This window comes from Aeromicrobium sp. (genome assembly GCF_014378035.1).
Classification (GTDB): domain Bacteria; phylum Actinomycetota; class Actinomycetes; order Propionibacteriales; family Nocardioidaceae; genus Aeromicrobium.
Genome location: NZ_JACMOM010000017.1, coordinates 1 through 25,751, shown reverse-complemented (window position 1 = coordinate 25,751; position 25,751 = coordinate 1). Strand labels below are relative to the sequence as shown.

Sequence of the window (25,751 nt, the reverse complement as noted above, 5' to 3'; positions counted from 1 at the left end):
GCCGCGGAACACTCCTTCGACAGCTGACCTCACCCACCCCCGCGCTCACCCACCCCCGCCCGCGCTGGGAGTGACGCTCTTGAGGCGACACGCCGACCCAAACCGCAACAGTGTCACTGCCAGCGCGGGCGGGACTGGCGCGAACGGGTCAGCGCCCCCAGCCCCAGAAGGTGGCGCCGACGTAGGCAAGGCCCGCATTCAGCAGTGCGCCGATGAGGGGCACTGCCACGCACCACACGGGCTTCGTGCGCGCCCATCGAGCCAACAGCATGGCCTCCGGCACGATGAGCGCGAGGCTCAGCACGACTCCCCACCACGGCGCGTAGAGAACACTGGTGATGGCATACCAGAGGACGATGAACATCCCCGCGACGCCGATCCACGGACCGGAGCGTTGCGGCTGAAGCTTCCTCCGACTCATTCCTTGGTCGGGTCAGGAGCTGGAGGCGCCTTGTCGTCGTTCCAGTCGGGGTCGTTGTCCCACGACTTGGTGCGCTCGGCTGCGGTCTCCAGCGCACGCGACGCCTCAGCGGAGGTGTCGTAGGGTCCCATCCGGTCGGCGGCCTTGCAGCCGTCCTCACTCTCGACGGACTTGTGGACGAGGCAGTAGTAGAACTTGGCGTCGCTCATGGCCCCATCCTGCCTCAGCCCGAGTTCGGGCGCGCACCCTAAACTCGCGGAGTGACTCTCCTGACCGCCGGCCGCCTGTCCCCCGAACGCTCCGTACCCGGCTCGATCGAACGCCCCGAGTACGTCGGACAGATCGCCCCGCTCCCCTATCGCGGCCCATTCGTGCGGGATGCGGCCACGATCGACGGCATGCGCATCGCCGGCCGCATCGCCGCACAGGCGCTCGATGCCGTCGAGGCGGCCATCGTCCCGGGCGTCACCACCGACGAGCTCGACCGCGTCGGCCACGACTTCCTCGTGTCACAGGGCGCCTACCCGTCGACCCTCGGGTACCGCGGTTATCCGAAGTCGCTCTGCAGCAGCGTCAACGAGGTGATCTGCCACGGCATCCCCGACGACAGGCCGCTCGAGGACGGCGACATCGTCAACATCGACATCACCGCCTTCATCGGCGAGGTGCACGGCGACACGAGCAAGACCTACCTCGTGGGTACCGTCGACGACGAGTCGCGGTTGCTCGTCGAACGGACGCTCGAAGCCACGATGCGCGCGATCCGCGCCGTCAAGCCGGGGCGGGAGATCAATGTGATCGGTCGGGTCATTGAGTCGTACGCCCGACGGTTCGGCTACGGCGTGGTGCGTGACTTCACCGGCCACGGTGTCGGGCCGGCCTTCCACGACGGACTCGTCGTCCCCCACTACGACGACCCGTCCTACGACACCGTCATCGAGGAGGGCATGACCTTCGCGATCGAGCCGATGCTGACACTCGGATCGGTCGAGTGGGACATGTGGGACGACGGATGGACGGCGTCGACCCAGGACGGGTCACGAACAGCACAGTTCGAACACACGCTGCTCGTGACCGCCGGGGGCGCGGAAATCCTGACCCTGCCTTGACGCAGCTCCTGCGAATCAGGGGATGTAGTTGAACTCGTCCGGGTTGGGGCCCGTGCGCTCGTCCTTGTTGAGTGCGGAGATGAGGCCCATGTCGCCGGGCGGCAGCTCGAAGTCGAAGAGTGCGAAGTTCTCCTCGATCCGGCTGCGGGTCACGGACTTGGGGAAGATGATGTCGCCCCGCTGGATGTGCCAGCGCAGCACGACCTGAGCCGGTGTCCTGTCCTGCTCGGCCGCGATACCAGTGATGGTGGGGTTGTCGAGCACCAGTCCCTGGGCGATGGGCGACCACGCCTCGACGGCCACTCCGTGCTCGGCGCAAACAGCGCGGACGTCATCCTGCGTCAGGTAGGGGTGCACCTCGATCTGGTTGATCGCCGGCACGATGTCGCTCTCCTGGATCAGGCGGCGCAGGTGCGTCGGCTGGAAGTTGGAGACCCCGATGGCTCGTGCCCGGCCCGAGCGGTAGATCTCCTCGAGGGCCTTCCAGGTCTCGACGAAATCAACGTCGATGCCCGGCAGCGGCCAGTGGATCAGGAACAGGTCGAGGTAGTCGAAACCCAGCTCGCCGAGCGACGCGTCGAATGCCTTGAGGGCGTCGTCGTGTGCGTGGAACCCGTTGTTGAGCTTGCTCGTCACGAAGATCTCGGAGCGGTCGAGGTCAGAGGCGGCGACTGCCTCACCCACGCCCTTCTCGTTCTGGTACATCTGCGCCGTGTCGATGTGGCGGTAGCCAACCTCGAGTGCCGCGAGGGTCGTGTCCTTGGTCTCATCGGGTTCGATCTGGAACACGCCGAACCCGAGCTGCGGGATCTCGACTCCGTTGTTGAGGCTGATGTTGGGCACTGTCGTCATGGCTCTGCTCCTGTGGCTCGGAATGGGTGGCGGCCTCAGCCAACGCGCGGCGGGCCTGCCCTTTCGACGATACTCGTGAGGCTACTGGGGCACATCCCGAGGGAAAGACGCTCGACACCTCCGCGAGACGATCATCTGCTCACGGATTCCGGCTAACTTTCCAGCGCGGCCCTCGTTCCTGTCGGTGTACCCCACCAAGGAGGGCCGTATGCATCAGGTCGTCATCAACATCGAGATGAGCAGCGTCACAGCGCACGCCACGGTCGTTGCGGCGCTCAGCAGCATGGATCACGTGACCCTCCAGGACCCAGTGGGAATGCAGGAATGCCATCTCACCGTCGTCATCCAGACCGACGATCCTGACGTGGTCGACATCGTGCGCGAGATCGCCTGGGAGCACGACCCGAGGGCCGTGCAGCACTCGCTGCACCTAGCCGAGGTTTCCTGACTGATCTCTTGACGGGCGGTGTGGGGCGAATGAGCCGGCCTGTAAGCCGGATCCTGTCGGGCCACCGATTCACATCGCCGGCCCGGGCGACCATCCATCTGGGACGCACATCGCTGTGCGCCTCGTGCAACCTACCCGCTGACATTGGACGAGCAGCCCGTCAGCGCAGACCCCGCTCCGTCGAAACGGAACGGTGTCCTCTTGGTCTTGCTCCCGGTGGGGTTTACCTAGCCGCCCCGGTCTCCCGGAGCGCTGGTGAGCTCTTACCTCACCGTTTCACCCTTACCCGCACCTTCGCCGTCGCCGTGAGCGAGCGTGCTCGTCCACGATCAGGCGAAGGCCGCTGGCGGTCTGATCTCTGTGGCACTGTCCCGCACGTCACCGTGGGTGGCTGTTGGCCACCACCGCTGCTCTGTGGAGTCCGGACTTTCCTCGACGCCTGCCACCTTGCGGTGGAGCGCCGCGGCCGCCCGGCCGACTCATTCGCAAACCTGATCCTACCGTTGGATTCGAACACCCGGTGACCATCCGATATGCTGGAGGTTCGAAAGGGAGTAGTCCCCAACGGTTGCGTCGACATACTGACGCCTCGACGTTCTGAGGTGTCCGGTGCAGCAGGCCACCTTGCTCGCGACGTTGCAGCACGGTGGCGGACGAGACTTTCGATCAGACAATGTCATTGACACGTCTGGTCGAAGGCTTGTCACTTCAGGCTCTTCGTCCAGGTGGACGAGGAGCCTTCGCCGTGTACGCCTTCCTGCTCAGCACCGTCGTGATCTTCGTGGCCGAGCTCGGCGACAAGAGCCAGCTGATGGCGCTGACGTTCGCGACCCGCTACCGGATGCGTGACGTCCTGATCGGCATCACGATCGCGACCGCAGTCGTGCACCTTGCGTCGGTCGGCATCGGCGCCTTCGTGGGCGACAGGTTTGCCGAGAGCCAACACACCATCTCCATCGTCGCCGGCATCGCCTTCCTGCTGTTCGCGGCATGGACGTGGCGCGGCGACGAGCTCAGCGACAATGAGGCCGGCAAGGCGAACGTCAGTCAAGGTGCGGCGATCGTCGCGGTGGGAGCGGCGTTCTTCCTGGCCGAGCTGGGCGACAAGACGATGCTCGCCACCATCACGCTCGCCACCCAGGAGGGCTGGCTCGGCACGTGGATCGGCAGCACCGTCGGCATGGTTGCCGCCGATGCGCTCGCCATCGTCGTCGGCGCCACGCTGGGCCGGCACCTTCCCGAGAAGGTCATCCGGATCGCGGCGACCGCTGCGTTTGTGGTCTTTGGGGTGCTGCTGATCGCCGAGGGCGCGCGACTGTTCTGACGCCGCGATAGGTTCTGCTCGTGGTGCATGACGTCGGGTCGCTCGCGGCCATTGTCGCCTTCCTCGTCGCCATCATGGTGCTCGCGCAGGGATGCGCCGACGAAGGGCTGTTCGACGTCCTCGGCGAACGCGTCTCCCGTGTCGCTGGCGGCTCGAGCACCCGGCTTCTCGCGTGGAGCGTCGGACTCGCCGCCGCAGTCACCGCCGTGCTCAGCCTGGACGCCACCGTCGTGCTGCTGACGCCCGTCCTGATCGCCGCCTCCGTCTCAGCCACCCGTCCGCATCGAGCCCATGCCTATGCCTCGGTGCGCCTCGCCAACTCCGCGTCGACCCTTCTCCCCGTCTCCAACCTCACCAACCTGCTGGTCTTCGGTTCCACCGGCCTGACGTTCGTCGGGTTCGCCTGGGCCATGCTGCCGGTCTGGCTGGTGGCGATCGTCGCCGAGTATGGCGTCCTGCGCTGGTGGTTCCGCGTCGAGCTCCGGGAACCACCCGCAGGCCCGCGCGGCGAGGCGTACGCCCTCCCGCTGTTCCCGCTCGCCGTCGTCATCGTCGTCCTGCTCGCCCTTGCCAGTGGCACGACGCCGTGGGTCCCGGCGGCGGCGGGCGCCATCCTGGTGGGCGGCTACGCACTCGTACGGCACCGGACGACATGGAGCAACCTGCTGAAGGCCGCCAACCTGCCCCTCGCGGTGCTGGTGCTGGTGTGGGCCGCTCTGGTCGCGTGGCTCGGCACGACGCAGGTCGGTGAGTGGTTCGACGACGTCATGCCTGCGGGAGCTGGTCTCGGTGCGCTGCTTCTGACGGCGTTCATCGCGATGGCGGGGGCCAACGTCGTCAACAACTTGCCGGCGACCCTCCTCCTGCTGCCGGCCGCAGCAGCGGCAGGACCGGCTCCCGTCCTCGCCCTGCTGATCGGCGTCAACGTCGGCGCCAACCTCACCCTGATCGGATCGTTGGCCAACCTGTTGTGGCGCCGGTCCGGTGGGCAGGCGATGTCCTCTGTGCGCGAGTTCCACCTGCTCGGGGTGGCCACGACGCCAGCGATCGTCGTGATCTGCACGACTGTGTTGTGGGCGTGGACGTCGCTCATCTGGTGACGCACGCGCCCGGATAGGGTCGGTCCGTGCTGATCCTGCTCCCGCCCTCCGAGGGCAAGACCCGGCCGGTCTCCGGAGCACCTCTCGACCTCGAAGCACTGTCGTTCAGCAGCTTGACGCCGGCTCGCCGGCAGCTGCTCCGTGCTCTCGTCACGCTGTGCAACGGCCGGTCGCGACGCGCCATGGACGTGCTCGGGCTGGGCGCCACGCAGGCGGAGGCCATCACCACCAACGCCGCGCTCACCGAGGAACCGTGTGCTCGGGCTGATGCGATCTACACCGGAGTGCTGTTCTCAAGCCTCGACCTGCCGAGCCTCGACCCGGCCGCACGCAGTCGAGCCGATGGGTCGCTGGCCATCGCCAGCGCACTGTTCGGCCTGCTGCGTCCGCACGACCTCATCCCCGCCTACCGACTGTCCGGCGCAGTCTCGCTGCCACGGCTCGGCACCGTGGCCGGCCGGTGGCGCACCCCACTCCCCCGCGTCATGCGCGAGGTCACCGGCGACGGCCTGCTGGTCGACCTCCGCTCGGGCACGTACACCGCGCTCGGCAAGCCACCACCTGACCTGGCGGAAAGCACCGCCACGATGCGGGTGCTCCACGAGCACCGCGGTGAGCGCAAGGTCGTGAGTCACTTCAACAAGGCCACGAAAGGACGCATCGTTCGTGGGCTGCTCGACTCCGGCGCCGAACCCTGTTCCGTCGACGACCTGCACGCCGTGCTCGCCGACCTCGGGTGGACCATCGAGCGCGAGGGCCAACGCCTGGACGTCATCGTCTCGGAGGTCTGAGCGCTCAGCGTTCTAGACGCCTCAGTCGGGGACGGTGTTGAACGTGCGCAGCGAGGCATTGCCGTCAGGCCACCAGCTGATGGTGCTGATGGATGCCGGCGACAGCTCCATCTGGTAGATCGAGCGCATCGGCGCATCGAGGGCCTGGCGGACCATCATCTTGATGGGGGTCACATGGCTCACCACGACCACGGTGCGGCCCGGGTGCGCCTGCAGCAGGCGCCCGCGCGCCTCGCTCACCCTGGTGTGCACCGCGTCGAACGTCTCGCCGCCGGGCGGGGCGACTGCCGTGGAGCCCAGCCACGCGCTCATCTCCGACGGCCACTTCTGGAGGATCTCGGCGAACGAGTAACCGTCCCAGTCGCCGAACGACGCCTCGGTGAAGCCGGCCTCCAGGCCCACCTCGATGCTGAGCTCGGCCGACACGATGGCCGCGGTCTCACGCGTGCGCTGCAGCGGCGACGCGACGATGGCGTCAACCCCGCCCAGACGGGAGAGCCACGCAGCGGCGCGTCGGGCCTGCTCCTCGCCGGTCTGGGTGAGTCCGGGGTCTGCTCCCCCAGTGCCGCAGAACAGCTTGCGCTCGGTCGACTCGGTGACGCCGTGGCGCAGGAGGATGACGGTCGTCGGCTCACCGGCGCGGCCACCCCAGCCCGTTGACGACGCGGCAGCTGCCGGCTTGCTCCGCCTGGTCGGTGCGGCCTCGGAAACGTGACCCGAGCCGCCGTCGCGCTGATCGTCGAGTGCTGCGTTGGCGAGGGCGTCGGCAGCCTTGTTGCGCTCGCGCGGGACCCACGTCCACGTGACCCCCGGGGGGACGAGTCGCTGAGCCTGCTGCGCGAGCGGCCGCATGTCAGCGTGCTTGATCTTCCACCGGCCAGCCATCTGCTCGATGACGAGCTTGGAGTCCATGCGCACCTCGACCTGGGCGTCGGGCGCGTGCTCCCGCACGAGCTCGAGCCCGGCGATCAGGCCGCTGTACTCGGCGACGTTGTTCGTGGCGACACCGATCGTCACACCCCTCTGGGCGATGACGACGCCGGTGTCGGCGTCACGGACCAGCGCACCGTACGACGCAGGGCCCGGGTTGCCGCGCGATCCGCCGTCTGCCTCAATGATGACGCGCGAGGTCACAGCCCTGACTCGGGCGTGCGCACCAGGATGCGGGTGCACTCGGGGCAGCGAAGAACATCATCGTCCGGTGCCGCAGCCAGCTCGCGAAGGTCGGCCCCGTTGAGCTCGAGACGGCAGCCCTCGCAGCGGCGCGCCCTGAGAGCCGCAGCACCAAGGCCCCCGTACTGACCTCGGACCTTGTCGTAGAGGGCGATGAGGTCGTCGGGCACGGTGGCCGCGACCCGATCGCGATCGGCCTGGGTGGCGGCGCTCTGCTCGTCGATGACGGTGACCGCCACCACGCGGGCTGCCGTCGCGTGCTCAAGCCTGGCGGCGATGTCAGCGAGGTCAGCTTGCAACGACGTGAGTCGCGTCTGGGCCTCTTCGAGCGACTCCATGACTTCGAGCTCGTCTTCCTCGAGGCTGCCGATGCGTCGTTCGAGAGCGACGAGCTCGTGCTGCAGGCTCTCGAGGTCCTTGGGATTGCTGATGGCGCCAGAGCTGAGGCGTTCTTCGTCGCGTGTGCGGCGGGCCTTGACCTGCTCGACCTCGGCATCGGCCTTCTTCTGGGCACTGGTCAGGTCTGACACCTCGGTGTCGGCCTCGATGCGTGCGCCGTCGACCTCGTCCGCTCGTGACTGGAGCTCTTGGATCTGGGCATGCTCGGGCAACGACTTGCGACGATGCTCCAACTGGGCAAGCGCGGAGTCCTGAGCTTGCAGGTCGAGCAGGGCTGCTTGTGCGGTGGGGTCGGCTTTCACCTGTCTACCGTACCCGTTTCACCTTGCCAGTCACTGTCCGCTCGAGAGCCTCGACGAACTCGACGTCGCGGGGCACCTTGTAGCGTGCCAGCCGATCACGCACAAATGCTCGGACGTCGGCAGAAGTGAGCTCTGCCCCGACGTCGAGCACGACGAAGGCTCGCAGCCGTTGACCGAACTCGTCGTCGGCGACGCCGAGCACGTAGGCCTCGCGGATCGCAGGTTGCGATTCGAGGAGATTCTCGACCTCGGAGGGGAATACATTCTCACCGCCCGACACGATCATGTCGTCGTCGCGACCATCGATGAACAACCGGCCGGACTCGTCGAGATGGCCCAGATCGCCGGTGCTGACGTGTGCGTCGACGACGCGCTTGCCCCCGCCGTTGGTGTAGTCGGGAGCCGTCATGCCGCTGTCGACGAAGACCACACCGACCTCGCCTTGGCCAACCGGCTCGTCGTCGCCGTCGAGGATGCGTACCGACACCCCCCGGAGCGGCCGGCCCACAGTGCCCGGCGCACGGCGCAGGTCGTCCGGATTGGCGATCGTCGACCAGCCGGTCTCGGTCGACCCGTAGACGTCGTGCAGCACGTCACCGAACTCGTCCATGAATCTGCTCGCCAGATCGGCCGACAAGGGTGCCGCTCCTGACTGGACCGCTCGCAGGGTCGACAGGTCGAAGCGTGCCCGTTCATCCGGTGGGACGTCGAGGAGGCGGCTGAGCATCACCGGCACCGAGAACAACACATTGACCCGGTCGCGCTCGACCCGTTGCAGCACGTCGGAGGCGTCGAACCGGCGCACGACGGCGACGGGGCAGCCGAACGTCAGCGCCATGAGCAGGTAGGCCAGCCCGAACCCGTGGAACAGCGGCGGCAGGATGAGCACGGTGTCGCCGCTGTGCAACCCGATCGACCGCAGCAACGAGCTGATCGGGGCAATCGCGCCCACGGCTTCGGGCTCGCGCTTCGAACCCTTGGGCGCACCCGTGGTGCCTGACGTGAGGATGACCAGACGTCCGTGGCGTCCACCACCACGTGGTGCGGAGCGCCGCTCCTCCTCGAGCTCGGAGGTGCTTCCCGGGCCGGTGGCATCGGCATCGGCGATCAGCGCGAGGCCGGTGAACCCGGAAGCGGCGACCACGCCGGAGAACTCCGAGTCGAAGATCAGTACGTCGAGCTCCTCGCTCGCCACGACTCCGCCAAGCTGTGCGCCGCCGAAGTCGGTGTTGAGGAGCACCAGGTCGGCGTCGGTCCACATGGAGGCGAAGCTCGCAATGACAAATCCGCAATGGTTGCGACACATGACACCGACCCTGCTGTCGCGCGAGACGCCGCGTGCGCGCAGCGCACCCGCGAGGCGCCCCGCTCGCACGTAGACCTGCGAGAAGGTCAACGATGTGTCGTCGTCGATGATGCAGGTGCGCGATGGCCACCGTGCGGCGGCCAGCCCCAGCAGTGCTGATGCTGCCGGCCCGTGCCGCAGCCCCGCACTCGCCATGCGACCCAGGGTCGTGGGCGCGAGTGGCCGGATGAGGCCGCTGTCCCAGGCGATGCCCGCACCCGCGCGGCCCGCTTCGACAAGCTGCCCCGTGCGCCTCATGCCTGCCCCCCGACCAAGGCGTCGGTCCAAGGATCGGTGACGATGGTCGACACCCTGAGCTCAACGGTAGGGAGTCGCCCGGCCAGCGCGTCGGCGGCGACCGGCAGCCACGTCCACTCTGCCGCCCAGTGCGGGACGTCGATGACGGCGCACGCTCCAGGCTTCTCGAGGTGCTCGCTGACCGGGTGGTGCTTGAGGTCAGACGTGACGTAGACGTCTGCACCGGCCGCGTCGGCGGCGGCGAGCAGAAAGTCACCTGAGCCTCCGCACAACGCGACCGTGCGAATCGTCCTCGTCGGGTCGCCAGCCACCCTCGTCGCGCTGTGATGGCCGGGGAGGCTGCGGGCCACGTGCGACGCGAAGTCGGGGAGGGTCATCTCGGCCGCGAGCGTCCCGATGCGACCGCTGCCACGATCGGAATCGCGGTCGGCAGTTTCGAGGACGTCGTAGGCCACCTCTTCGTAGGGGTGCGCGGCGATGACGGCGGCCCGCACCTGTGCGCGCAGCCGACGGTCGGCGACGAGCTCGAGCCTCGTCTCGGGCACCTGTTCGACCTTGCCGACCCCGCCGATGACCGGCTTGGCTCCGTCGAGCGGCCGGAACGACCCCTCGCCCGTCGAGCGGAAGATCACGGAGTCGTAGGCACCGATGGCGCCTGCCCCGGCTTCGTGCATCGCGTCGGCGACGGCATCGGCATCTGCGTGGGGCACGAACACGATCCACTTGTCGACGGGTGCGGCCGGGTCGGACTCGAGCGGACGGATGCCGGTGAGGCCCAGCGCCAGTGCCATCGACTCGGAGACACCCAGCGGCGGGGAGTCGGCATTGGTGTGGCAGGTGTGCAGCCCGATGCCGTGACTGATCAGCGTGTGGACGACCCGCCCCTTGGGTGATGTCGCGGCAACCGAGGTGACGCCCTTGAGCCACAGGGGGTGGTGCGTGACGATGAGATCAGCGCCCCAGCTGACCGCCTCCTCGACGACCGCCTGTACCGGGTCGACCGCGAGCAGGATCTTCTTGACGCCTGCGTCCGGGTCGCCGGCGACGGTGCCGACCGCGTCCCAGCTGTCGGCCCAGCGGGGATCGTAGAGACCGTCAAGGACAGCGACGATGTCACGCAGCGTGGGCATCTGTGCACTCTATCGACGGCCCCGGCACCTGCATGATCATGTGCACCTGCGTCATCGTGTGGATGTCAGGCGACGATGGCGAGCGCGAGGGGCAGCACCGAACCGGCACCGTGACGGCGAAGCTCGCGGGCGGCCACCGTCATCGTCCACCGGCTGTCGACCCGGTCGTCGATCAGCAGCACCGGCTTGCCCCCGAGCGCCGCCAGACCGGAGGCCAGGTCATGGCTCACACCGAAGGTGCCCCACACGTCGGCCAGCCGGTAGGCGCTGTTGCCGCCCGGCCCCCCGTGCGCTCCCTCGCCGAGAAGGTCGAGTGAGCCGAGATCGTCGAGCCGGCCGATGCGGGCGATACCGCGTGCCAGGGAGTCGACCAGCTGGGGCCGGGAGCGGGAAGGAATGCTCACGACCGCGGCGGGACGCTCGGCCCAACCCCAGTCCTTGAGCACCCGCACGCACGCGCCGAGCAGCTCGTCGCTGATCGGCGCGTCCCCGGCACCGTCGGCGGCGAACAGCTCGCGGAGCACTCCACCCCAACCGAGATCGGTGAGCCGCGCGACCGCGCGGCCGGGCTCGCACCGCTCACCCTCGGCGATCTTGCCCTTGACCTGCGCGCCGTCGACCTCGACCCCCAGCCGTCCCGCTGCTGTGGGCCATTGGCCGCGTGGCTCGATCTCGGTGCCGACCTTGTCGAGCGAGCTCGATGCGGTCTGGGTGGCACCGGCGCTGACCGCAGAGGAGTACCAGGGCTCGGTGCAGTTGTCGCAGCGCCCACAGGGGGCGGCGGTGGGGTCGTCGAGGTCGCGCTGCAGCATTTCCATGCGGCACGCCGACGACCGCTCGTAGGTGAGCATCGACTGCTGCTCGTTCGTCCGCGACTCGGCGATGCGTTCGTATCGTTCGCGGTCGTACGTCCAAGGTTCGCCCGTCGAGACCCATCCGCCCGTGACCCGGCGTACCGCCCCGTCGACATCGAGCACCTTGAGCAGCAGCTCGAGCGGAGTGCGGCGGAGGTTGACCCGCGCCTCGAGCGCCGGTGTGGACAGCGGCTTGTCGGAGTCGAGGGCTCCGATGACAGCAGCGGCACGCACCTCGTCGGGCATCGACGACGTGGCGAAGTAGCGCCAGATGTCCTGGTCCTCCGTGCCCGGCAGCAGCAGCACGTCGGCGTTGTCGGTGGCACGTCCGGCACGGCCAACCTGCTGGTAGTAGGCCACCGGCGACGAGGGTGCGCCGAGGTGGATGACGAAACCGAGATCGGGCTTGTCGAACCCCATCCCCAGGGCGCTCGTGGCCACGAGCGCCTTGACCTCGTTGTCCTTGAGCTGGCGCTCGTACTGCTCGCGCTGCTCGGGATCGGTGCGTCCGGTGTAGGAGTGCACGGCGTGCCCGGCGTCGCGCAGCAGCCGAGCCGTGTCGTCGGCAGCCGACACCGTGAGGGAGTAGATGATGCCGCTGCCGGGCAGCTCTCCGAGGTGGCTCAGCAGCCAGCCGAGACGGTCTCGTGAGGTGGGCAACGTGAGCACCCCGAGCCGCAAGGACGTGCGGGCGAGCGAACCACGGATCGTCACGACGGCAGAGTCGGGGCCGGTGGCACCGAGCTGCTCGGCGACGTCTGTGACCACGCGCGCGTTGGCGGTGGCTGTCGTGGCAAGAACCGGGAGGTCGTCGGGCAGCTGGGTGATCAGCTCGGCAAGGCGGCGGTAATCGGGTCGGAAGTCATGGCCCCAGTCGGAGATGCAGTGCGCCTCGTCAACGACCAGCATGCCCATGCGCGCCATGAGGCCGGGCAGCTGCTCGTCACGGAATCGCGGGTTGTTGAGTCGCTCCGGCGACACCAGCAGGACGTCGACCTCGTCGGCTGCCAGCTTGGCCCGGGTGTCTTTCCACTCCTGGGGGTTGGCGGAGTTGATGGCGACTGCCCGCACGCCGGCCCGCTCGGCCGCGGCTACCTGGTCGCGCATCAGCGCGAGCAGCGGCGAGACCAGCAGGGTCGGTCCGGCTCCGCGCTGCCGCAGCAGCAGGGTGGCGATGAAGTAGGCCGCCGACTTGCCCCAACCCGTGCGCTGCACGACGAGCGCACGGCGATGGTCGTCGACGAGCGCCTCGATGGCCTCGAGCTGACCCTCATGGAACACCGCGTCGTCTCGCCCCGTCAGGCGTCGTAGTGCCGTCGTGGCATCGGAGGCCGTGCTCGTCGTCGTGGTCATGCCGCCATCGTGTCAGCCGCCTCCGACATCGCGGACGTGCGTCGCACCGACCTGTGGACGGACGATCGCGACGTCACGGTGCAGCTTCACGAGGCCGCAGCCCCGACCACGACCGTCCCGTCGAGCTCCTGCGAGCTCACCGTGCGGGGAGCCAGACCTCCGTCGGCGAAGGCCTCGGCCGTACGGGACGCCTGTTGCCGGCTCGTCTCGATCAGCAGGTGCCCGCCGGGCGCAAGCCAGTCGCGCGCCCCGGCGGCCACGCGACGATGGATGTCGAGGCCGTCCCCTCCACCATCGAGGGCGACCCGGGCCTCGTGCACCCGCGCCTCGGGGGGCATCAGTGCGATGGCGTCGGTCGGGACGTACGGCGCGTTGACCACGAGCAGGTCGACCGTGCCGCGCAACGTCCGGGGCAGTGGTGCGAACAGGTCGCCCTCGAACACGAGTGCACCGAGCGGCTCGAGGTTGCGTCTCGCGCACCGCACAGCTGCCGGATCGATGTCCGCAGCGTGGAGCGTCACCCCGGCCATGCCTGCATGGATCGCGGCCCCCACCGCCCCCGTGCCACAGCACAGATCGAGGACCACGGGCCCGGCGCCCGCGGGCGCGGGCGCCTCGGCGACCAGCAGCTCGGTGCGCCGGCGAGGCACGAACACCCCCGGTTCGACGCCGATGCGCCGGCCGCAGAACTCCGCCCACCCGACGATGACCTCGAGCGGGACCCCGACGATCCTCTGCTCGATCAACGATTCAAGCTCCGCAGCAGAGCCAGCCTCGGCGATCAACAGATCAGCCTCCTCCTCGGCGAACACGCTGCCCGACGCACGAAGCCGGGCAACCACGCCGTCGCGCACCCGCTGGCTGTCCACCCGCTGATGGTAGGCCGACCCCACCGGCAGGGGTCTCAGCTGTCGTCACCCCGGGGGCCGCGAGGTGCCGTCTGTGCCAGACGCGAGGTCGGGGTCGGGTCGGCACGGCCGCGCAGGACCGGGCTGCTGTCCGAGACCCAGTGCATCCGCTCCTGCGGCTGCGCCTCGGAGACGCTGACCGACGACACGAGCACCCCGCCCGCGACGTCCTTGGCGAGCTCGGTGAGTCGCGCCGCCGCGTTCACGGCGTCGCCGATCACCGTGTACTCGAAGCGGGACCGGTGCCCGACGTTGCCAGCAACCGCCTGCCCCGTCGACACTCCGATGCCGGCGCCGATGTCAGGCATCTCCTGCGCGATGCGTCCCGCAATCACGCGCGCTGCGGACAGTGCAGCTCCAGCGTGGTCCTCCAGGTCGACCGGAGCACCGAAGATGGCCAGTACTGCGTCGCCCATGAACTTGTTGACCAGGCCATCCCTGCGATCGACCTCTTCCACGACGACGGCAAAGAACCGGTTGAGCATGCCAACGACCTCGCTCGGCTCCCGTGCAGCCGCGTATGTCGTGGACCCGACGAGGTCGATCATCAGCACGGACACCACACGGGTCTCACCAACGAGCTCGACGCCTCCGGTCGTGGCGGCCGTCGCCACCGCCTCGCCCACGTGCTTGCCGAAGAGGTCACGGATCTGCTCCCGTTCACGGAGGCCCTGCACCATCTCGTTGAACCCTGACTGCAGGAGTCCCAGCTCGGTGCCGTCGTCCACCTGCACCTCGACGTCGAAATCGCCTTCACCCACCCGGGTGAGTGCGGCCTGGACTGACGCGATGGGCGCCACGACGGCGCGCGCGTTCAGCACCGTGACGAGCAGACCAAACATCAGCACCACCGCGGCGAGACCCAGGACGACATACGACAACCGGTCGGTGCTGAGCTCGTGGCGGGTCAGCGAGAGCACCGCCGCGACGACCAGACCGAGCACCGGGGCCGCCGTGCCCAGGCCCCAGAACACCACCATCCTCCGCTCGACCCCCGCACCGAGCTCGTCGGTGTCCGCCCGTCCGGCGAGCGCACGGGCGGCGACGGGACGCAGGGCGAACTCGGTGATCAGGTAGGCGATGGCACTCACCACGAGCCCGGCGATGCTCACGGCGAACGCGGCGCTGAGGGTCGCTTGAGGCTGCTCGAAGGCTGCGATGGAGGTGAACAGGATGACGGCGCTGAACCACAGGCCCGACTGGATCACCGTCATCCGCCACGGGAGGCGCAGCGCGGTGCGGCGTTGCTCGGGCGTGGGCACCTGGTCGCTGAAGGCCCAGCGCAGGGTGCGCAGGGCACTCACCGTCACGAGGCTGGCCCCGATCACCACCGCCGCAGCGACGTAGACGGGTACCGCGATGACCAGGGCATTGAGGTACTGGGGGTTCGGGCCGCCGCCGGGAGTGATCAGGAACGTGAGCCCGAAGACGATGCCCGCACCCACCACGTTCGTCACAATCAGCAAGGTGGTGAGGAGAATTTGTACCCGCACCCTCAGACGATCGATCGGCTGGTCGTGCGGACCGAGCAACCACTCGCCGCTCAGACGGTGCGCAGTTGCCACGTCGGCTCCCTTTCGGACTTGCAGTGGTGATGACGAGCCACGATGTTTCGCAGCGGTTTCCGGGAGACTCTCACAAAGTGGTGGTGATTTGTCGCTACGGTGTGGCGAAACACGTCATCACCCACCGGCGCTCCCACGCCGCTGTAGAAGGGAAACTCCCCCATGCTTCGCAAGCCAAAGGCTGACCCCGAGGTCGTCGATCGTCTGACACACGTCACCGGGTTCGACGAGGCACTCGTCAGAACACTCGTCACGGCCGGCACGACGGTGCACATCCCCGCCGGCTGGTCGATCATCATGGAGACGACGCCCGCGGACTCTGCGTACATCATCCTCGAGGGCACCGTCGACATCCGGAAGCACGGAGAGGTCCTCGCCAACCTCGGCCCCGGAGCGGTGTTCGGGGAGATCGCTCTGGTCAACCATCGCCTGCGCAATGCGTCGGTCGTCGCCTCGACACCGATCACAGCCCTCCGCCTCGGCGACGAGGCCCTCCAAAAGGTGTTGGCGCACGACGCGAAGTTCGCCGACACGCTGCGTTCGATGGCGGAGGCCCGCCTCGAGTCGGACTGACGCGACTGTCGTCGATCGGCATGCACGGGTCAGCGGAGCTTCAGCGTCTGGGTCACCCGTGCCGCGATGGCCGCCTCGCCGAGTGCGTTGGGGTGAAGGATGACAGGGTTCGTCCCCGCCAGCACCGGCTCGACCCATCGAGTGCCGATCGGCTTGCAAGCGTCACGACCCTCCGACACGTTGCTCAGGTCGACGTACGTCGTGCCGGTGGCGGCCGCCGCACGCTCGACGGCGTCGTTCAGCGTCGCCTGCACACTGCGGACGTAAGGCACGTCACCCGTAGCGACCGGCACCAGGGGGAAACAGCCCTTGGTGGCCGGCAGGATCCAGGGGTAGCCGATGATGGCGACTCTGGCTCGGGGCGCCCGCTGGTGGACCGCCGTGAGTGCCTTGACCAGCGACGGGTATGTCGTCGTCCGCACGGTCTTCTCGAACGAGTCGCCGTACTGGTTCTTGCATGGACTGCCCTGCCCGAGCGACAGCACGCCGGCCGAACCGCACGACAAGATCGCCTTGATGAACACTCCGCTGTCGTTGCCACCGATCGTCATCGTGACGAGCTGAGTGATCCTCGACAACGCGTCCAGCTGCGGAGCCACACCCGGGTACTGCGACGTGAAGTAGTGGCTCGTGTCAGCAGCACCGCAGGTGACGTCAGTCAGCCGGGCGCCCAGATTCTTGGCGATCACGTGTCCGTAGTTGCGGGTCGACCGCAGGCATCCGACGAACGCCGTGGGGTCGAGCGGAAGCACTCCTGACGCGGCGCTGTAGGAATCGCCCATGGCGACGTACTGGAGCGGAGCGGGCTCCGACGCCGCAGACGCGCCGGTGACGGTGCTGGTGCTGGTGCCGGCGATCGCGATGCCCGCAATCATGACAGCGACAATCGTGCGGCGCATCTGATTCCTTTGTTCTCGTGAGTCGTGTGACCTCACCAACGAGGATGTCCCTGACAGGTGACGCCGGCCGGGTGTCACGGTGGGCAGCGGGCTGCCGGTGGCGAGGCAGGACGCGCGCGCCGGTCCACCCGGAGCCCCCGCCCTCGCTGCGGTCCTCATGATCGTGCGTGGTGGGCGAAGAGGGACTCGAACCCCCGACCTTCCGGGTGTAAACCGGATGCTCTAACCAACTGAGCTATTCGCCCTCAGAATCAGGGCAGACTACCGCAGTCGCGAGGTCCGCCCCGCATTCGTCAAAGCCGTCCAAACAAAGATGCCGCAGCTGCCAAGGTCTCGGGTCCCTGGCAGCCGCAGCACAAATATCAAACCTCATGGACGGGTCTCAGCGCAGCAAAATTGCGGAAGATGTCACGAAATCTCAGCCAGGGCGGCGCGGTAGTCCGACAGGTTGCGGGCCTCACCGATGCCGTGGACGACCTGCCACCGCAGAACTCCCTCGCGGTCGATGATGAACGTGCCGCGGTTGGGTGCGCCCGCACCGTCGTTGAACGTGCCGTAGGCCCGTGACACGTCGCCGTGCGGCCAGAAGTCGCTGAGGATCGAGAACGTGTAACCGTCGCGATCGGCGAACGCCCGATTGGAGAAGAAGTGGTCGCAGGAGATCGCGAGCACCTCCACGCCATCGGTGACGAACTCGTCGAGGTTGTCCCTGATCTCGCACAGCTCGCCGGTGCAGATGCCGCTGAAGGCGAACGGGAAGAAGACCAGCACGACGTTCTTGTCGCCGCGGTACGACGACAACGAGATGTCCTCGCCATGCTGGTTCTTGAGGACGAAGTCGGGCGCTGCGGAGCCAATGTCAAGAGTCACCCGGCAACCGTACCGATATCACGGCGCAAGCGCCCCGGGTGGTGAGGCAACGTCGGGCGGCCAGTCGACAGCCGCGGTCAGCGTTTGTGAGCCGTCAACCGGGTGGCTGCCCATTCTGCCGATGCCGATGACGACGTCGTGGTGGAGAGACCCGCGATGGGTGCCGCCTCGACCACGTCGGCGCCGGGAACGTAGCCGGATCGTCCCACCTTGGGGGTGAGCAACCAGACCGAGCCACCTTCGACGAGATCTTGCAACGAGTCGACCAGAGCATCGACGAGATCGCCGTCCTTGTCGCGCCACCAGACGATCACCCCGTCGACGACGTCGCCGTGATCGCCGTCAACCAGATTGTTCCCGGTATGACGCTCGATCTCGACGCGGAGCTCCTCGTCGACGTCCTCATCCCAGCCAAGTTCCTGGATGACGGTGTCAGGACCGAAGCCCAACTTGCCCGCGTCCACCGCGATGTCTCCCTACGTTTGTCGAAAACCTACTCGAAAGTAGGTTTGTCAGCACTGTTGCCGGTATCACAGTAGCGAACCCGAGATGGAATGATGGAGGGGTCCACAAGACACACAGGAGTCAACATGCCGCAATCCGGCGCCGAACGCCCCCCCGTCATCCACGAAGGTCTTCCGACCCAGCTGCCTGACATCGATCCCGACGAGACATCTGAATGGATCGACTCGCTGGACTCGATGATCGAGAACGGTGGTCGGAGCCGCGCGCGCTACGTGATGCTCAGGCTTCTCGAGCGCGCCCGCGAGCAGAACATCGGCGTGCCGGCGCTGCTCAGCACCGACTTCATCAACACCATCCCGCCGGAGCGCGAGCCGTGGTTCCCGGGCAACGAAGCCATCGAACGACGAATTCGCTCGTACATTCGCTGGAACGCTGCCGTGATGGTGTCGCGCGCCAACCGCCCCGGCCTGGGTGTCGGTGGCCACATCGCGACCTACCAGTCGGCGGCGAGCCTCTACGAGGTTGGCTTCAACCACTTCTTCCGCGGCAAGGACCACCCCGGCGGAGGCGACCAGATCTACTTCCAGGGCCATGCTGCCCCCGGCATCTATGCCCGCTCATTCCTCGAGGGACGCCTCACGGAGACGCAGCTCGACCGGTTCCGCCAGGAGCACTCGCACGGCGAGGGCAACGGTCTGTCGTCCTACCCGCACCCGCGCCACATGAGCGACTACTGGGAGTTCCCCACGGTGTCGATGGGGCTCGGCGCGATCAACTCCATCTATCAGGCCCGCTTCAACCGCTACCTGCACAACCGTGGCATCAAGGACACCAGCCAGCAGCACGTCTGGACGTTCCTCGGTGACGGCGAGATGGGCGAGCCCGAGTCGCTCGGCGCGATCGGCGTCGCCGCGCGCGAAGAGCTCGACAACCTCACCTTCGTCATCAACTGCAACCTGCAGCAGCTCGACGGCCCCGTGCGTGGCAACGGCAAGATCATCCAGGAGCTCGAGTCGTACTTCCGCGGCGCCGGCTGGAACGTCATCAAGGTGGTGTGGGGACGTCAGTGGGACGATCTGCTGGCCCGCGACACCGATGGCGTGCTCGTCAACGAGATGAACCGCACCCCCGACGGGGAGTTCCAGTCGTTGTCGGTCGAGTCGGGCGCCTACAACCGGGAGACGTTCTTCGGTTCCGACCCGCGCCTGCGCGCCATGGTCGAGCACCTGACCGACGAGGAGATCGAGCGCCTCCCCCGCGGTGGCCACGACTACCGCAAGGTCTACGCGGCGTTCGACGCGGCGCAGAAGCACACCGGCCAGCCGACCGTCATCCTCGCCCACACCATCAAGGGCTGGCTCCTGGAGTCGTTCGCCGGACGCAATGCGACACACCAGATGAAGAAGCTCACGAAGGACGACCTCAAGGGATTCCGCGACCGCCTCGCCATCCCGGTGTCCGACGAGCAGATCGACGGGAGCGACATCGCGCCGTTCTATCACCCGGGCGAGGACTCCGAGGAGATCCAGTACATGAAGGCACGGCGCGACGCCCTCGGGGGGTCGCTGCCCAAACGCATCGTCAACCCGACGGCGATCAAGCTGCCGGACGACTCGATGTACGACGAGCTGAAGAAGGGCTCAGGCAAGCAGCAGATCGCCACCACGATGGCCTTCGTCCGTCTGCTCCGTGACCTCATGAAGGACCCGGAGATCGGTCAGCGCATCGTCCCGATCGCGCCCGATGAGTACCGCACCTTCGGCATGGACTCGATGTTCCCTTCGGCCAAGATCTACAACCCGGCCGGTCAGAACTATGACTCGGTCGACCGCAAGCTGTTGATGGCCTACAAGGAGTCGAAGCAGGGACAGCTGCTGCACGAGGGCATCAGCGAGGCTGGCGCCATGTCGTCGGCCACTGCCGTCGGCAGCGCCTACGCCACCCATGGCGAGCCGATGATCCCCGTCTACCTCTTCTACTCGATGTTCGGGTTCCAGCGCACCGCCGACTCGATCTGGGCCATGGCCGACCAGCTCGCCCGCGGCTTCCTCGTCGGTGCCACCGCTGGACGTACGACGCTCACCGGCGAGGGCCTGCAGCACGCCGACGGACATTCACCACTGATCGCCCAGACCAACCCCGCGGTCGTGCACTACGACCCGGCCTACGGGTTCGAGATCAGCTACATCGTGCAGTACGGTCTCGAGCGCATGTACGGCTCGACCGAGAGCTTCCCGCACGGCGAGAACATCATCTTCTACCTCACCGTCTACAACGAGGCCATCCACCAGCCGGCCGAGCCCGAGAATGTTGACGTCGAGGGCATCCTCAAGGGTGCCTACGTCTACCGCAAGGCCGCTGACGGCGACGTCACGGCCCGAGTCATGGCGTCAGGCGTGGCGCTGCCGTGGGCACTCAAGGCTCAGGAGATCCTGGCCGCCGACTACGGTGTCGCCGCCGACGTGTGGTCGGTGACGTCGTGGAACGAGCTGGCCCGCGACGCGGTGTCCGCCGAGAAATGGAACCTCAACCATCCCGGTGAGTACAGCCGCATGCCCTACATCACGGTGAAGCTGATGGACCAGTCTGCCGTCACCGTCGCGGTCAGCGACTACATGCGCGCCGTGCCCGACCAGATCGCCCGCTGGGTCCCCGGTCCGTGGCAGTCGCTCGGAACAGATGGATTCGGGTTCGCCGACACCCGCGCTGCGGCACGTCGGACGTTTCAGGTCGACGCCGAGTCAATCGTCGTGGCAGTGCTGCAGAGCCTGGCGCAGAAGGGCTCCATCCGACCGGACGTCGTCCGCGAGGCATTCACCCGGTTCCGCATCGACGACCCCACCGCCGTGTCCAACGTCACGCAAGTTGGGGGCGACGCCTGAGGCGCACGCACAACGGGCTCTCAGGTAACTCACCTAAGATGTCCGACATGCGTCGTTGGCCCTACACCTTTGCGGTGTGTCTCTCCGTCGCAGTGGGGCTCACCGCGATCATCTTCTCGCAGCGCCTCAATGTGCCGCTTCGCGACCCCGACGGCTTTCTCGGTCCGGCCTATATCCGCCTCCCGTTCATCGGACTGCTGTTCTTCGCAGTGGGCGTCATTCCCGTCGCGCTCAAGCGCGCCGGCGTGCGCGGTGCGGTGCACGAAGCCCGTCGCATCGTCCGCGAGGAGTGGAGCTGGAAGCGGGTCCTCTACATCGCGACGGGTTTGATCTCGTTCTACGTCTGCTACGTCAGCTATCGCAACCTGAAGAGCGACCTGCCCGTGGTGCGCAACGTGCATTTCGACAAGCAGATGCTCGACATCGACTACTTCTTGTTCTTCGGGCACAACCCCGCACCCGTGCTCCACAACCTGCTGGGAACGGGTGTCTCGGCGCAGGTGCTTTCGATCATCTACGTCGCCTACCTGCCGCTCATCCCCCTCACTCTCGGGGCGTTTCTCGTGTGGGGCAAGGACGTGTCGGTCGGCGCCTGGTACGCCACAGCCCTCAGCCTGAACTGGGTGCTCGGGGTCGTGAGCTACTACGCCGTGCCGACTCTCGGGCCCGCGTTCGTCCAGCAGTCGATGTTCACCGACCTCCCCGACACCAGCGCAGCGACCCTCCAACGCGGCCTGTTCCATGCGGCAACACGCTTCTACGACGACCCCTCCGGTGGGAGCACCTATGGGATCGCGGGCTTCGCGTCCCTGCACGTGTCGGTCGTCGTCTCCGCGTGCCTGTTCCTGCGCCTGACCAAGCAGCGCAAACTCGTCCAGACCGTCGCGTGGGTCTACCTGGGACTCGTCGTCCTGGCCACCATCTACTTCGGTTGGCACTACCTGGCCGACGACGTGGCCGGCGCCTTCATCGGCTGGGCGGCCGTGGTGATCGGGGCGTGGGCCACCGGAAACACCAAGTGGCAGCGGCGACGACGTGAGAAAGAGCTGTTGCCACCCGCGACGGACGTCGAGCCGGCCGTCGAGCCCGCTAGCTGATCTGCGGGACGCCTCCCAGCGCGGGGCCGAGAGGATCGACGCTCTCGAGCTCGAACTGATCGCCCCGACGCAGCAGTGCGCGCCACTTGCCGCGATGGTAGGTGGCTGGCTCGTTGGCTGCGATGAACTCCTCGACGATGCGGCAGAACTCGGCGGGGTGGTCCTTGTGCGGGAAGTGCCCAGCATCCTCGAGCACGTGCACGTCTGACACCTGGGTGGGCGCGAAGTCGGCGTGCGATGCCGGAATGACCATGTCGTGGCGACCCCAGATCACCACCACGGGCATCATCCGGGCGAGGTAGCTTCGATCGGTCATGGTGACGAACTGCCCACGCCAGTTGAGGACGTGGCTCGTGACCCGCTGCACGGCCTTGCGGGTGGCTGGGTCGGCAAGGGTCTCGTAGATACGGGCAACCTCATCGAGGTCACGCGTGGCGCTGAGGGGGCTTCTCGACAGCGCCCGCATGCCGCCGGCGACCAACGGCCTCCATGGACGGAAGGTGGCGACGGCGAGGGCGGCGCCACTGCCGGGGATGGTCAGCAACCGGACGAGGGGCGTGACCTCGCGACCGAGCCCGCCGGTCGACACCAGCACGACTCGCTCGGTGCGGTCGGGGAACTGGTAGGCGAACTGCATCGCGACACCGCCACCGAAGCTGTGACCGACGACGGTGGCCTTGTCGATGCCGAGGATCGTCAGGAGGTCCCGCATGCCGTTGGCGTACCCACCGAGTGAGTAGTCGGCGTCGGGCTTGTCGGACTCGCCGTGCCCGAGCAGGTCGGGAGCGATGACCGTGAAGTGTTCAGCCAGGGTCGGGATGACGTCGACCCACGTCGATGAGTCGCAACCCAGGCCGTGCAGGAGAAGAAGCGCGGGCCCGGACCCGGAGATGCGGAACGCTCGACGGTAGCCGTGCACAACGACGTACTGAACGTCCCCGACGCTTTCCATCGGCCTATTCTACGGCGCAACGGTCCAGGGCGCCCATGAACCCGGTGCCGGTTCGCGTGATCCTCGGCACCCGTCATGTCTCCGTGAGTCACGCCATAGACTTGCCCCGTGCCCGCCGCAGCGTCAGTCCGCCAAGAGCTCACGGACATCCTCGTCCGTGTCGTGGGCTGTCCCGCAGACGATGTCGTGCCCGAGGCGCGTCTCAAAGACCTCGGCACCGACTCGCTCACGATCGTCGAGGTCGGTGAGGAGCTAGGACGCCGCTTCGGCGTCTACCTGTCCGACGACACCATCGACGGGCTCGTGACCGTCGATGACGCGATCAAAGCCGTCGTGCGACACGACGGCTCCGTGCCTCCCCGTGGGGCGACCTCCGTGGGGGCGCCGTCGACCCGCACCCCGCCGTCAGCCTTGGCAAACCGGTCCGCCACCGCAGCGCAGAGGAAGAACAACGGCGCAGTGGCCCAGCTGGTGCTTGCGCTCGCGATCGTCGGCGGCATCGTCGGAGCGACCCTGGGCCTTGGCGGTGCTGCCCTCGTCACCGCGACGGGCCTCGGGTCGGTCGACCTGCCGCCGGTCTCGGCGCCGTCGACACCTGCGACCGCGTCGGCGACCCCCTCAGCAACCCCCACTCCCCCGCCGACGACCAGCACCAGCGGCACGGTCGACCCCGATCCGACCCTGACCGTGTCGAGCGAAAACGTCTCGCCCGGTGAGCGGTTCGTCCTGCAGGGTGCATTCCCGGCCCTCGGAGAGAACGCGCTCCTGCAGGTGCAGGTGAAGGATCCCGGCGGCGAGTGGGACGAGTTCCCGATCGACACCACGACCCGCGCGGGCGGCCAGTACAAGACCGAGATCTACACCTCGCGCACCGGCAAGCGGAAGTTCCGGATGCTTGCCAAGGAGTCCGGCAAGGTGTCGCCGGCGGCTACCGTCACCATCGGCTAGATCAACGTGGCCGGATGACCGGGCCCTAGATGACCTGGTGCAACCACCGCACGGGTGCACCTTCGCCGGCGTGCCGGAATGGTTCGAGCTCGGAGTCCCAGGCCATGCCCAGAAGCCCGTCGAGCGCTGTGTCCATGTCGACCTCGCCGAGCGCGACCTTGACCCTGAAGGCCTTGATGCGGTCCTCGGGGATCAACACGTCACCATGCAAGCCCGTCATGGCGTGAAAGATGCCGAGCCGAGGGGTGTACGAGTAGCGCGCGCCCTCGGTGCACGACGTCGGCTCCTCGGTGGCCTCGAAGCGCAGCTGCTCCCAGCCACGCAGCGCTGGGGCTATCGCCGCGGCAGTGCCGGCGGGCGCCTGCCACGACAGCTCGGCGCGGTAGCTGCCGGGCTCGGCGAGCTGCGGCACCCACGCGAAGTCGGGCGTGCCGCCGAGCACGCCAGCAGCGGCCCACTCGACATGAGGGCAGAGTGCGGACGTGGCTGAATGCACAAAGAGCACACCCCTGGTCGGGGTCGTCGGCGAAGACTTGTTCATCGGTGCCTCCCTAGTGTCGCCTTCCCCAGCGTCTTGGGTGCACCTGAGACCATTGTGACGCATCTTTGCGCCTGCAGACAACATCCATCAAAAGGGGAATGTCGGATGAAGACCACCGTGCACGACAATGCGGCCGATTCGCGCTTCGAGATCACGGTCGACGGTGAGCTCGCCGGATTCGTCGACTACCGCAAGGACGGCAACGAGTACGCCCTCCCGCACACCCGCGTCTACCCGCAGTTCGAGGGCCGCGGCATCGGTCGCACCCTCATCAACGGGGCGCTCGAGGAGATCTCCTCCCGCGGCGGCACGGTGCTGCCGTACTGCCCGTTCATCCCTCCGGTCATTCGCGACAACCCTGAGTTCGTTGCGCTCGTCCCTGAAGACGAGCGCGCGACCTTCGAGCTCTGACGCCCTCTCAGCCGACGGGGTGCACCTCGATGCCGTTCTCCCGCCACAGATCGAGGACTGAGGGCTTGTCGTCCCAGGCGGTCAGCACCCGATACCCGTCGTCCGTGATCTGTTTGAGGATGTCCTTCTTCACCAGGACGTCCTTGCGGTAGTCGCCGACGATGCGCATGTAGAGCGCGTCGTAGCCGATGTCGTGCTTCACGAGCCAGTCGAGTGACAGGTCGCGCCAGATGAACTCGCGAGACGTCACGACCAGGATCGCTCTCCCCTGGGCGCGCTGGTCCTTGGCTGCTGCCACGACGTCATCGTGCGCAGGGCAGGCCGCCGACGCGGCGTGGAAGGCCGCGTAGTCCTTCTGCTCGCCCTCGATCAGGTGCACGATGTCCGAGGTGTCGCACAGCGTGCCGTCCATGTCGAAGATCACTGCATCAGGCATGCCCCGATTGTGACGCACACCGGGACGCGACGACGACCCTGCGGTCAGGACGGATCGGCGGGCACGCAGCAGCCGCCACTGCACGCGGCCCAACCCCGGCCCCAGAGGCTGTTGATGAGCAGCCCGACCAGCAGGACGCCCGACAGGTAGGTGCAGAGAAGCGTCTGCTTGGAGTCGGCGACGGCTGAGCGCGATCCGAGCTCGCGACCCGCGCGCCGCTGGGCCCATGACAGCCCCGGCATGACGGCGAGGCTGGTCGCAGCCAGCACGATGCCCACCGTGGAGCTGCGGGGCTCACCGTCACCGAGCAGCGACCTGGCCGCATCGATCGTCACGAAGACGGCG

The 25,751-nt window shown here is 67.5% G+C and carries 27 protein-coding genes, 1 tRNA gene and 1 other RNA gene; 10 read left to right on the top strand and 19 right to left on the bottom strand.

Annotation, left to right across the window (positions count from 1 at the left end; all coding sequences use genetic code 11):
* Positions 1-148: 148 nt before the first annotated feature.
* Both H7290_RS01115 and H7290_RS01110 read right to left on the bottom strand, forming a co-directional pair.
* Entirely contained in the window at positions 149-364 is a 216-nt protein-coding gene (locus H7290_RS01115) for a hypothetical protein (RefSeq protein ID WP_290512174.1), read from the bottom strand.
* Positions 365-417: 53 nt separating this feature from the next.
* The gene (locus tag H7290_RS01110) at positions 418-630 is read right to left on the bottom strand and encodes a hypothetical protein (protein ID WP_290512173.1); all 213 of its coding nucleotides are present in this window, start codon (positions 628-630) and stop codon (positions 418-420) included.
* A 51-nt stretch (positions 631-681) separates the two neighbouring features.
* Between H7290_RS01110 and map the strand changes: the two genes are divergently transcribed.
* Positions 682-1,530 (top strand): type I methionyl aminopeptidase, encoded by an 849-nt coding sequence (gene map, locus H7290_RS01105; protein WP_290512172.1) that lies wholly within the window; start codon positions 682-684, stop codon positions 1,528-1,530.
* A gap of 15 nt (positions 1,531-1,545) precedes the next feature.
* Here map and H7290_RS01100 read toward each other — a convergent pair whose 3' ends face one another.
* Positions 1,546-2,382, bottom strand: a complete 837-nt coding sequence (locus tag H7290_RS01100; protein ID WP_290512171.1) for an aldo/keto reductase — start codon at positions 2,380-2,382, stop codon at positions 1,546-1,548.
* Positions 2,383-2,590: 208 nt separating this feature from the next.
* Here H7290_RS01100 and H7290_RS01095 point away from each other — a divergent pair, with 208 nt between their 5' ends.
* Positions 2,591-2,830, top strand: coding sequence for a hypothetical protein (locus H7290_RS01095; RefSeq protein WP_290512170.1), 240 nt, complete (start codon positions 2,591-2,593; stop codon positions 2,828-2,830).
* A 26-nt stretch (positions 2,831-2,856) separates the two neighbouring features.
* On the opposite strand, the gene rnpB is transcribed toward H7290_RS01095, so the two are convergent.
* Positions 2,857-3,312: RNase P RNA component class A (rnpB, locus tag H7290_RS01090), an RNA gene on the bottom strand.
* Between the two features lie 263 nt (positions 3,313-3,575).
* Here rnpB and H7290_RS01085 point away from each other — a divergent pair.
* Genes H7290_RS01085 through H7290_RS01075 form a run of 3 tightly spaced genes read left to right on the top strand, consistent with a single transcriptional unit; the run spans position 3,576 to position 6,045 of the window.
* Entirely contained in the window at positions 3,576-4,154 is a 579-nt protein-coding gene (locus H7290_RS01085; RefSeq protein WP_290512169.1) for a TMEM165/GDT1 family protein, read from the top strand.
* 20 nt (positions 4,155-4,174) lie between these two features.
* Positions 4,175-5,254: an SLC13 family permease gene (locus H7290_RS01080; protein WP_290512168.1), complete on the top strand. Its 1,080-nt coding sequence runs from the start codon at positions 4,175-4,177 to the stop codon at positions 5,252-5,254.
* A 26-nt stretch (positions 5,255-5,280) separates the two neighbouring features.
* Positions 5,281-6,045: a peroxide stress protein YaaA gene (locus H7290_RS01075; protein ID WP_290512167.1), complete on the top strand. Its 765-nt coding sequence runs from the start codon at positions 5,281-5,283 to the stop codon at positions 6,043-6,045.
* A gap of 21 nt (positions 6,046-6,066) precedes the next feature.
* Here the strand turns inward: H7290_RS01075 and H7290_RS01070 are convergent, their stop codons facing one another.
* The 7 genes from H7290_RS01070 to H7290_RS01040 all read right to left on the bottom strand — a co-directional run bounded on the left by H7290_RS01070 (position 6,067) and on the right by H7290_RS01040 (position 15,332).
* Complete coding sequence (locus H7290_RS01070; RefSeq protein ID WP_290512166.1) at positions 6,067-7,179, bottom strand: bifunctional RNase H/acid phosphatase; 1,113 nt, start codon at positions 7,177-7,179, stop codon at positions 6,067-6,069.
* Positions 7,176-7,919, bottom strand: a complete 744-nt coding sequence (locus H7290_RS01065) for a C4-type zinc ribbon domain-containing protein (RefSeq protein WP_290512165.1) — start codon at positions 7,917-7,919, stop codon at positions 7,176-7,178. Before H7290_RS01065 ends, H7290_RS01070 begins: the two co-directional genes overlap by 4 nt.
* A 4-nt stretch (positions 7,920-7,923) precedes the next feature.
* On the bottom strand, positions 7,924-9,522 hold the full coding sequence (locus tag H7290_RS01060) for an AMP-binding protein (protein ID WP_290512164.1): 1,599 nt from the start codon (positions 9,520-9,522) through the stop codon (positions 7,924-7,926).
* Complete coding sequence (locus H7290_RS01055) at positions 9,519-10,652, bottom strand: Nif3-like dinuclear metal center hexameric protein (RefSeq protein ID WP_290512163.1); 1,134 nt, start codon at positions 10,650-10,652, stop codon at positions 9,519-9,521. Before H7290_RS01055 ends, H7290_RS01060 begins: the two co-directional genes overlap by 4 nt.
* A gap of 65 nt (positions 10,653-10,717) precedes the next feature.
* The gene (locus H7290_RS01050) at positions 10,718-12,859 is read right to left on the bottom strand and encodes an ATP-dependent DNA helicase RecQ (protein ID WP_290512162.1); all 2,142 of its coding nucleotides are present in this window, start codon (positions 12,857-12,859) and stop codon (positions 10,718-10,720) included.
* An 86-nt stretch (positions 12,860-12,945) separates the two neighbouring features.
* The gene (locus H7290_RS01045) at positions 12,946-13,728 is read right to left on the bottom strand and encodes a putative protein N(5)-glutamine methyltransferase (protein WP_290512161.1); all 783 of its coding nucleotides are present in this window, start codon (positions 13,726-13,728) and stop codon (positions 12,946-12,948) included.
* Positions 13,729-13,763: 35 nt separating this feature from the next.
* The gene (locus H7290_RS01040; RefSeq protein WP_290512160.1) at positions 13,764-15,332 is read right to left on the bottom strand and encodes an adenylate/guanylate cyclase domain-containing protein; all 1,569 of its coding nucleotides are present in this window, start codon (positions 15,330-15,332) and stop codon (positions 13,764-13,766) included.
* 162 nt (positions 15,333-15,494) lie between these two features.
* On the opposite strand from H7290_RS01040, the gene H7290_RS01035 reads away from it, so the two are divergent.
* The gene (locus tag H7290_RS01035; RefSeq protein WP_290512159.1) at positions 15,495-15,905 is read left to right on the top strand and encodes a cyclic nucleotide-binding domain-containing protein; all 411 of its coding nucleotides are present in this window, start codon (positions 15,495-15,497) and stop codon (positions 15,903-15,905) included.
* 29 nt (positions 15,906-15,934) lie between these two features.
* Here H7290_RS01035 and H7290_RS01030 read toward each other — a convergent pair whose 3' ends face one another.
* From H7290_RS01030 to H7290_RS01015, 4 genes are all read right to left on the bottom strand, one after another.
* Entirely contained in the window at positions 15,935-16,804 is an 870-nt protein-coding gene (locus tag H7290_RS01030) for an SGNH/GDSL hydrolase family protein (protein ID WP_290512158.1), read from the bottom strand.
* A 168-nt stretch (positions 16,805-16,972) separates the two neighbouring features.
* Positions 16,973-17,049: transfer RNA gene (locus tag H7290_RS01025), tRNA-Val, on the bottom strand.
* Positions 17,050-17,212: 163 nt separating this feature from the next.
* Positions 17,213-17,674 (bottom strand): peroxiredoxin, encoded by a 462-nt coding sequence (locus H7290_RS01020; RefSeq protein WP_290512157.1) that lies wholly within the window; start codon positions 17,672-17,674, stop codon positions 17,213-17,215.
* A gap of 77 nt (positions 17,675-17,751) precedes the next feature.
* Entirely contained in the window at positions 17,752-18,138 is a 387-nt protein-coding gene (locus H7290_RS01015) for a DUF3052 domain-containing protein (RefSeq protein WP_290512156.1), read from the bottom strand.
* Positions 18,139-18,264: 126 nt separating this feature from the next.
* On the opposite strand from H7290_RS01015, the gene aceE reads away from it, so the two are divergent.
* Both aceE and H7290_RS01005 read left to right on the top strand, forming a co-directional pair.
* A complete protein-coding gene (gene aceE / locus H7290_RS01010) occupies positions 18,265-21,021 on the top strand; it encodes a pyruvate dehydrogenase (acetyl-transferring), homodimeric type (RefSeq protein ID WP_290512155.1) in 2,757 nt (918 codons plus the stop codon).
* A gap of 47 nt (positions 21,022-21,068) precedes the next feature.
* On the top strand, positions 21,069-22,118 hold the full coding sequence (locus H7290_RS01005; RefSeq protein ID WP_290512154.1) for a phosphatase PAP2 family protein: 1,050 nt from the start codon (positions 21,069-21,071) through the stop codon (positions 22,116-22,118).
* Here H7290_RS01005 and H7290_RS01000 read toward each other — a convergent pair.
* Complete coding sequence (locus H7290_RS01000) at positions 22,111-23,070, bottom strand: alpha/beta fold hydrolase (RefSeq protein WP_290512153.1); 960 nt, start codon at positions 23,068-23,070, stop codon at positions 22,111-22,113. The genes H7290_RS01005 and H7290_RS01000 overlap by 8 nt on opposite strands.
* A gap of 108 nt (positions 23,071-23,178) precedes the next feature.
* Between H7290_RS01000 and H7290_RS00995 the strand changes: the two genes are divergently transcribed.
* Complete coding sequence (locus H7290_RS00995) at positions 23,179-24,018, top strand: acyl carrier protein (RefSeq protein ID WP_290512152.1); 840 nt, start codon at positions 23,179-23,181, stop codon at positions 24,016-24,018.
* A 25-nt stretch (positions 24,019-24,043) separates the two neighbouring features.
* On the opposite strand, the gene H7290_RS00990 is transcribed toward H7290_RS00995, so the two are convergent.
* Complete coding sequence (locus H7290_RS00990) at positions 24,044-24,559, bottom strand: DUF3145 domain-containing protein (protein ID WP_290512151.1); 516 nt, start codon at positions 24,557-24,559, stop codon at positions 24,044-24,046.
* A 105-nt stretch (positions 24,560-24,664) separates the two neighbouring features.
* Here H7290_RS00990 and H7290_RS00985 point away from each other — a divergent pair, with 105 nt between their 5' ends.
* A complete protein-coding gene (locus H7290_RS00985; RefSeq protein WP_290512150.1) occupies positions 24,665-24,970 on the top strand; it encodes a GNAT family N-acetyltransferase in 306 nt (101 codons plus the stop codon).
* A 7-nt stretch (positions 24,971-24,977) separates the two neighbouring features.
* On the opposite strand, the gene H7290_RS00980 is transcribed toward H7290_RS00985, so the two are convergent.
* Positions 24,978-25,406 carry an HAD family acid phosphatase gene (locus H7290_RS00980; RefSeq protein ID WP_290512149.1) on the bottom strand — a complete coding sequence of 143 codons (429 nt, stop codon included), beginning with the start codon at positions 25,404-25,406 and terminating at the stop codon, positions 24,978-24,980.
* Between the two features lie 44 nt (positions 25,407-25,450).
* Positions 25,451-25,751, bottom strand: a 301-nt coding sequence (locus H7290_RS00975; RefSeq protein ID WP_290512148.1) for a cation transporter, incomplete at its 5' end; no start/stop codon positions are given.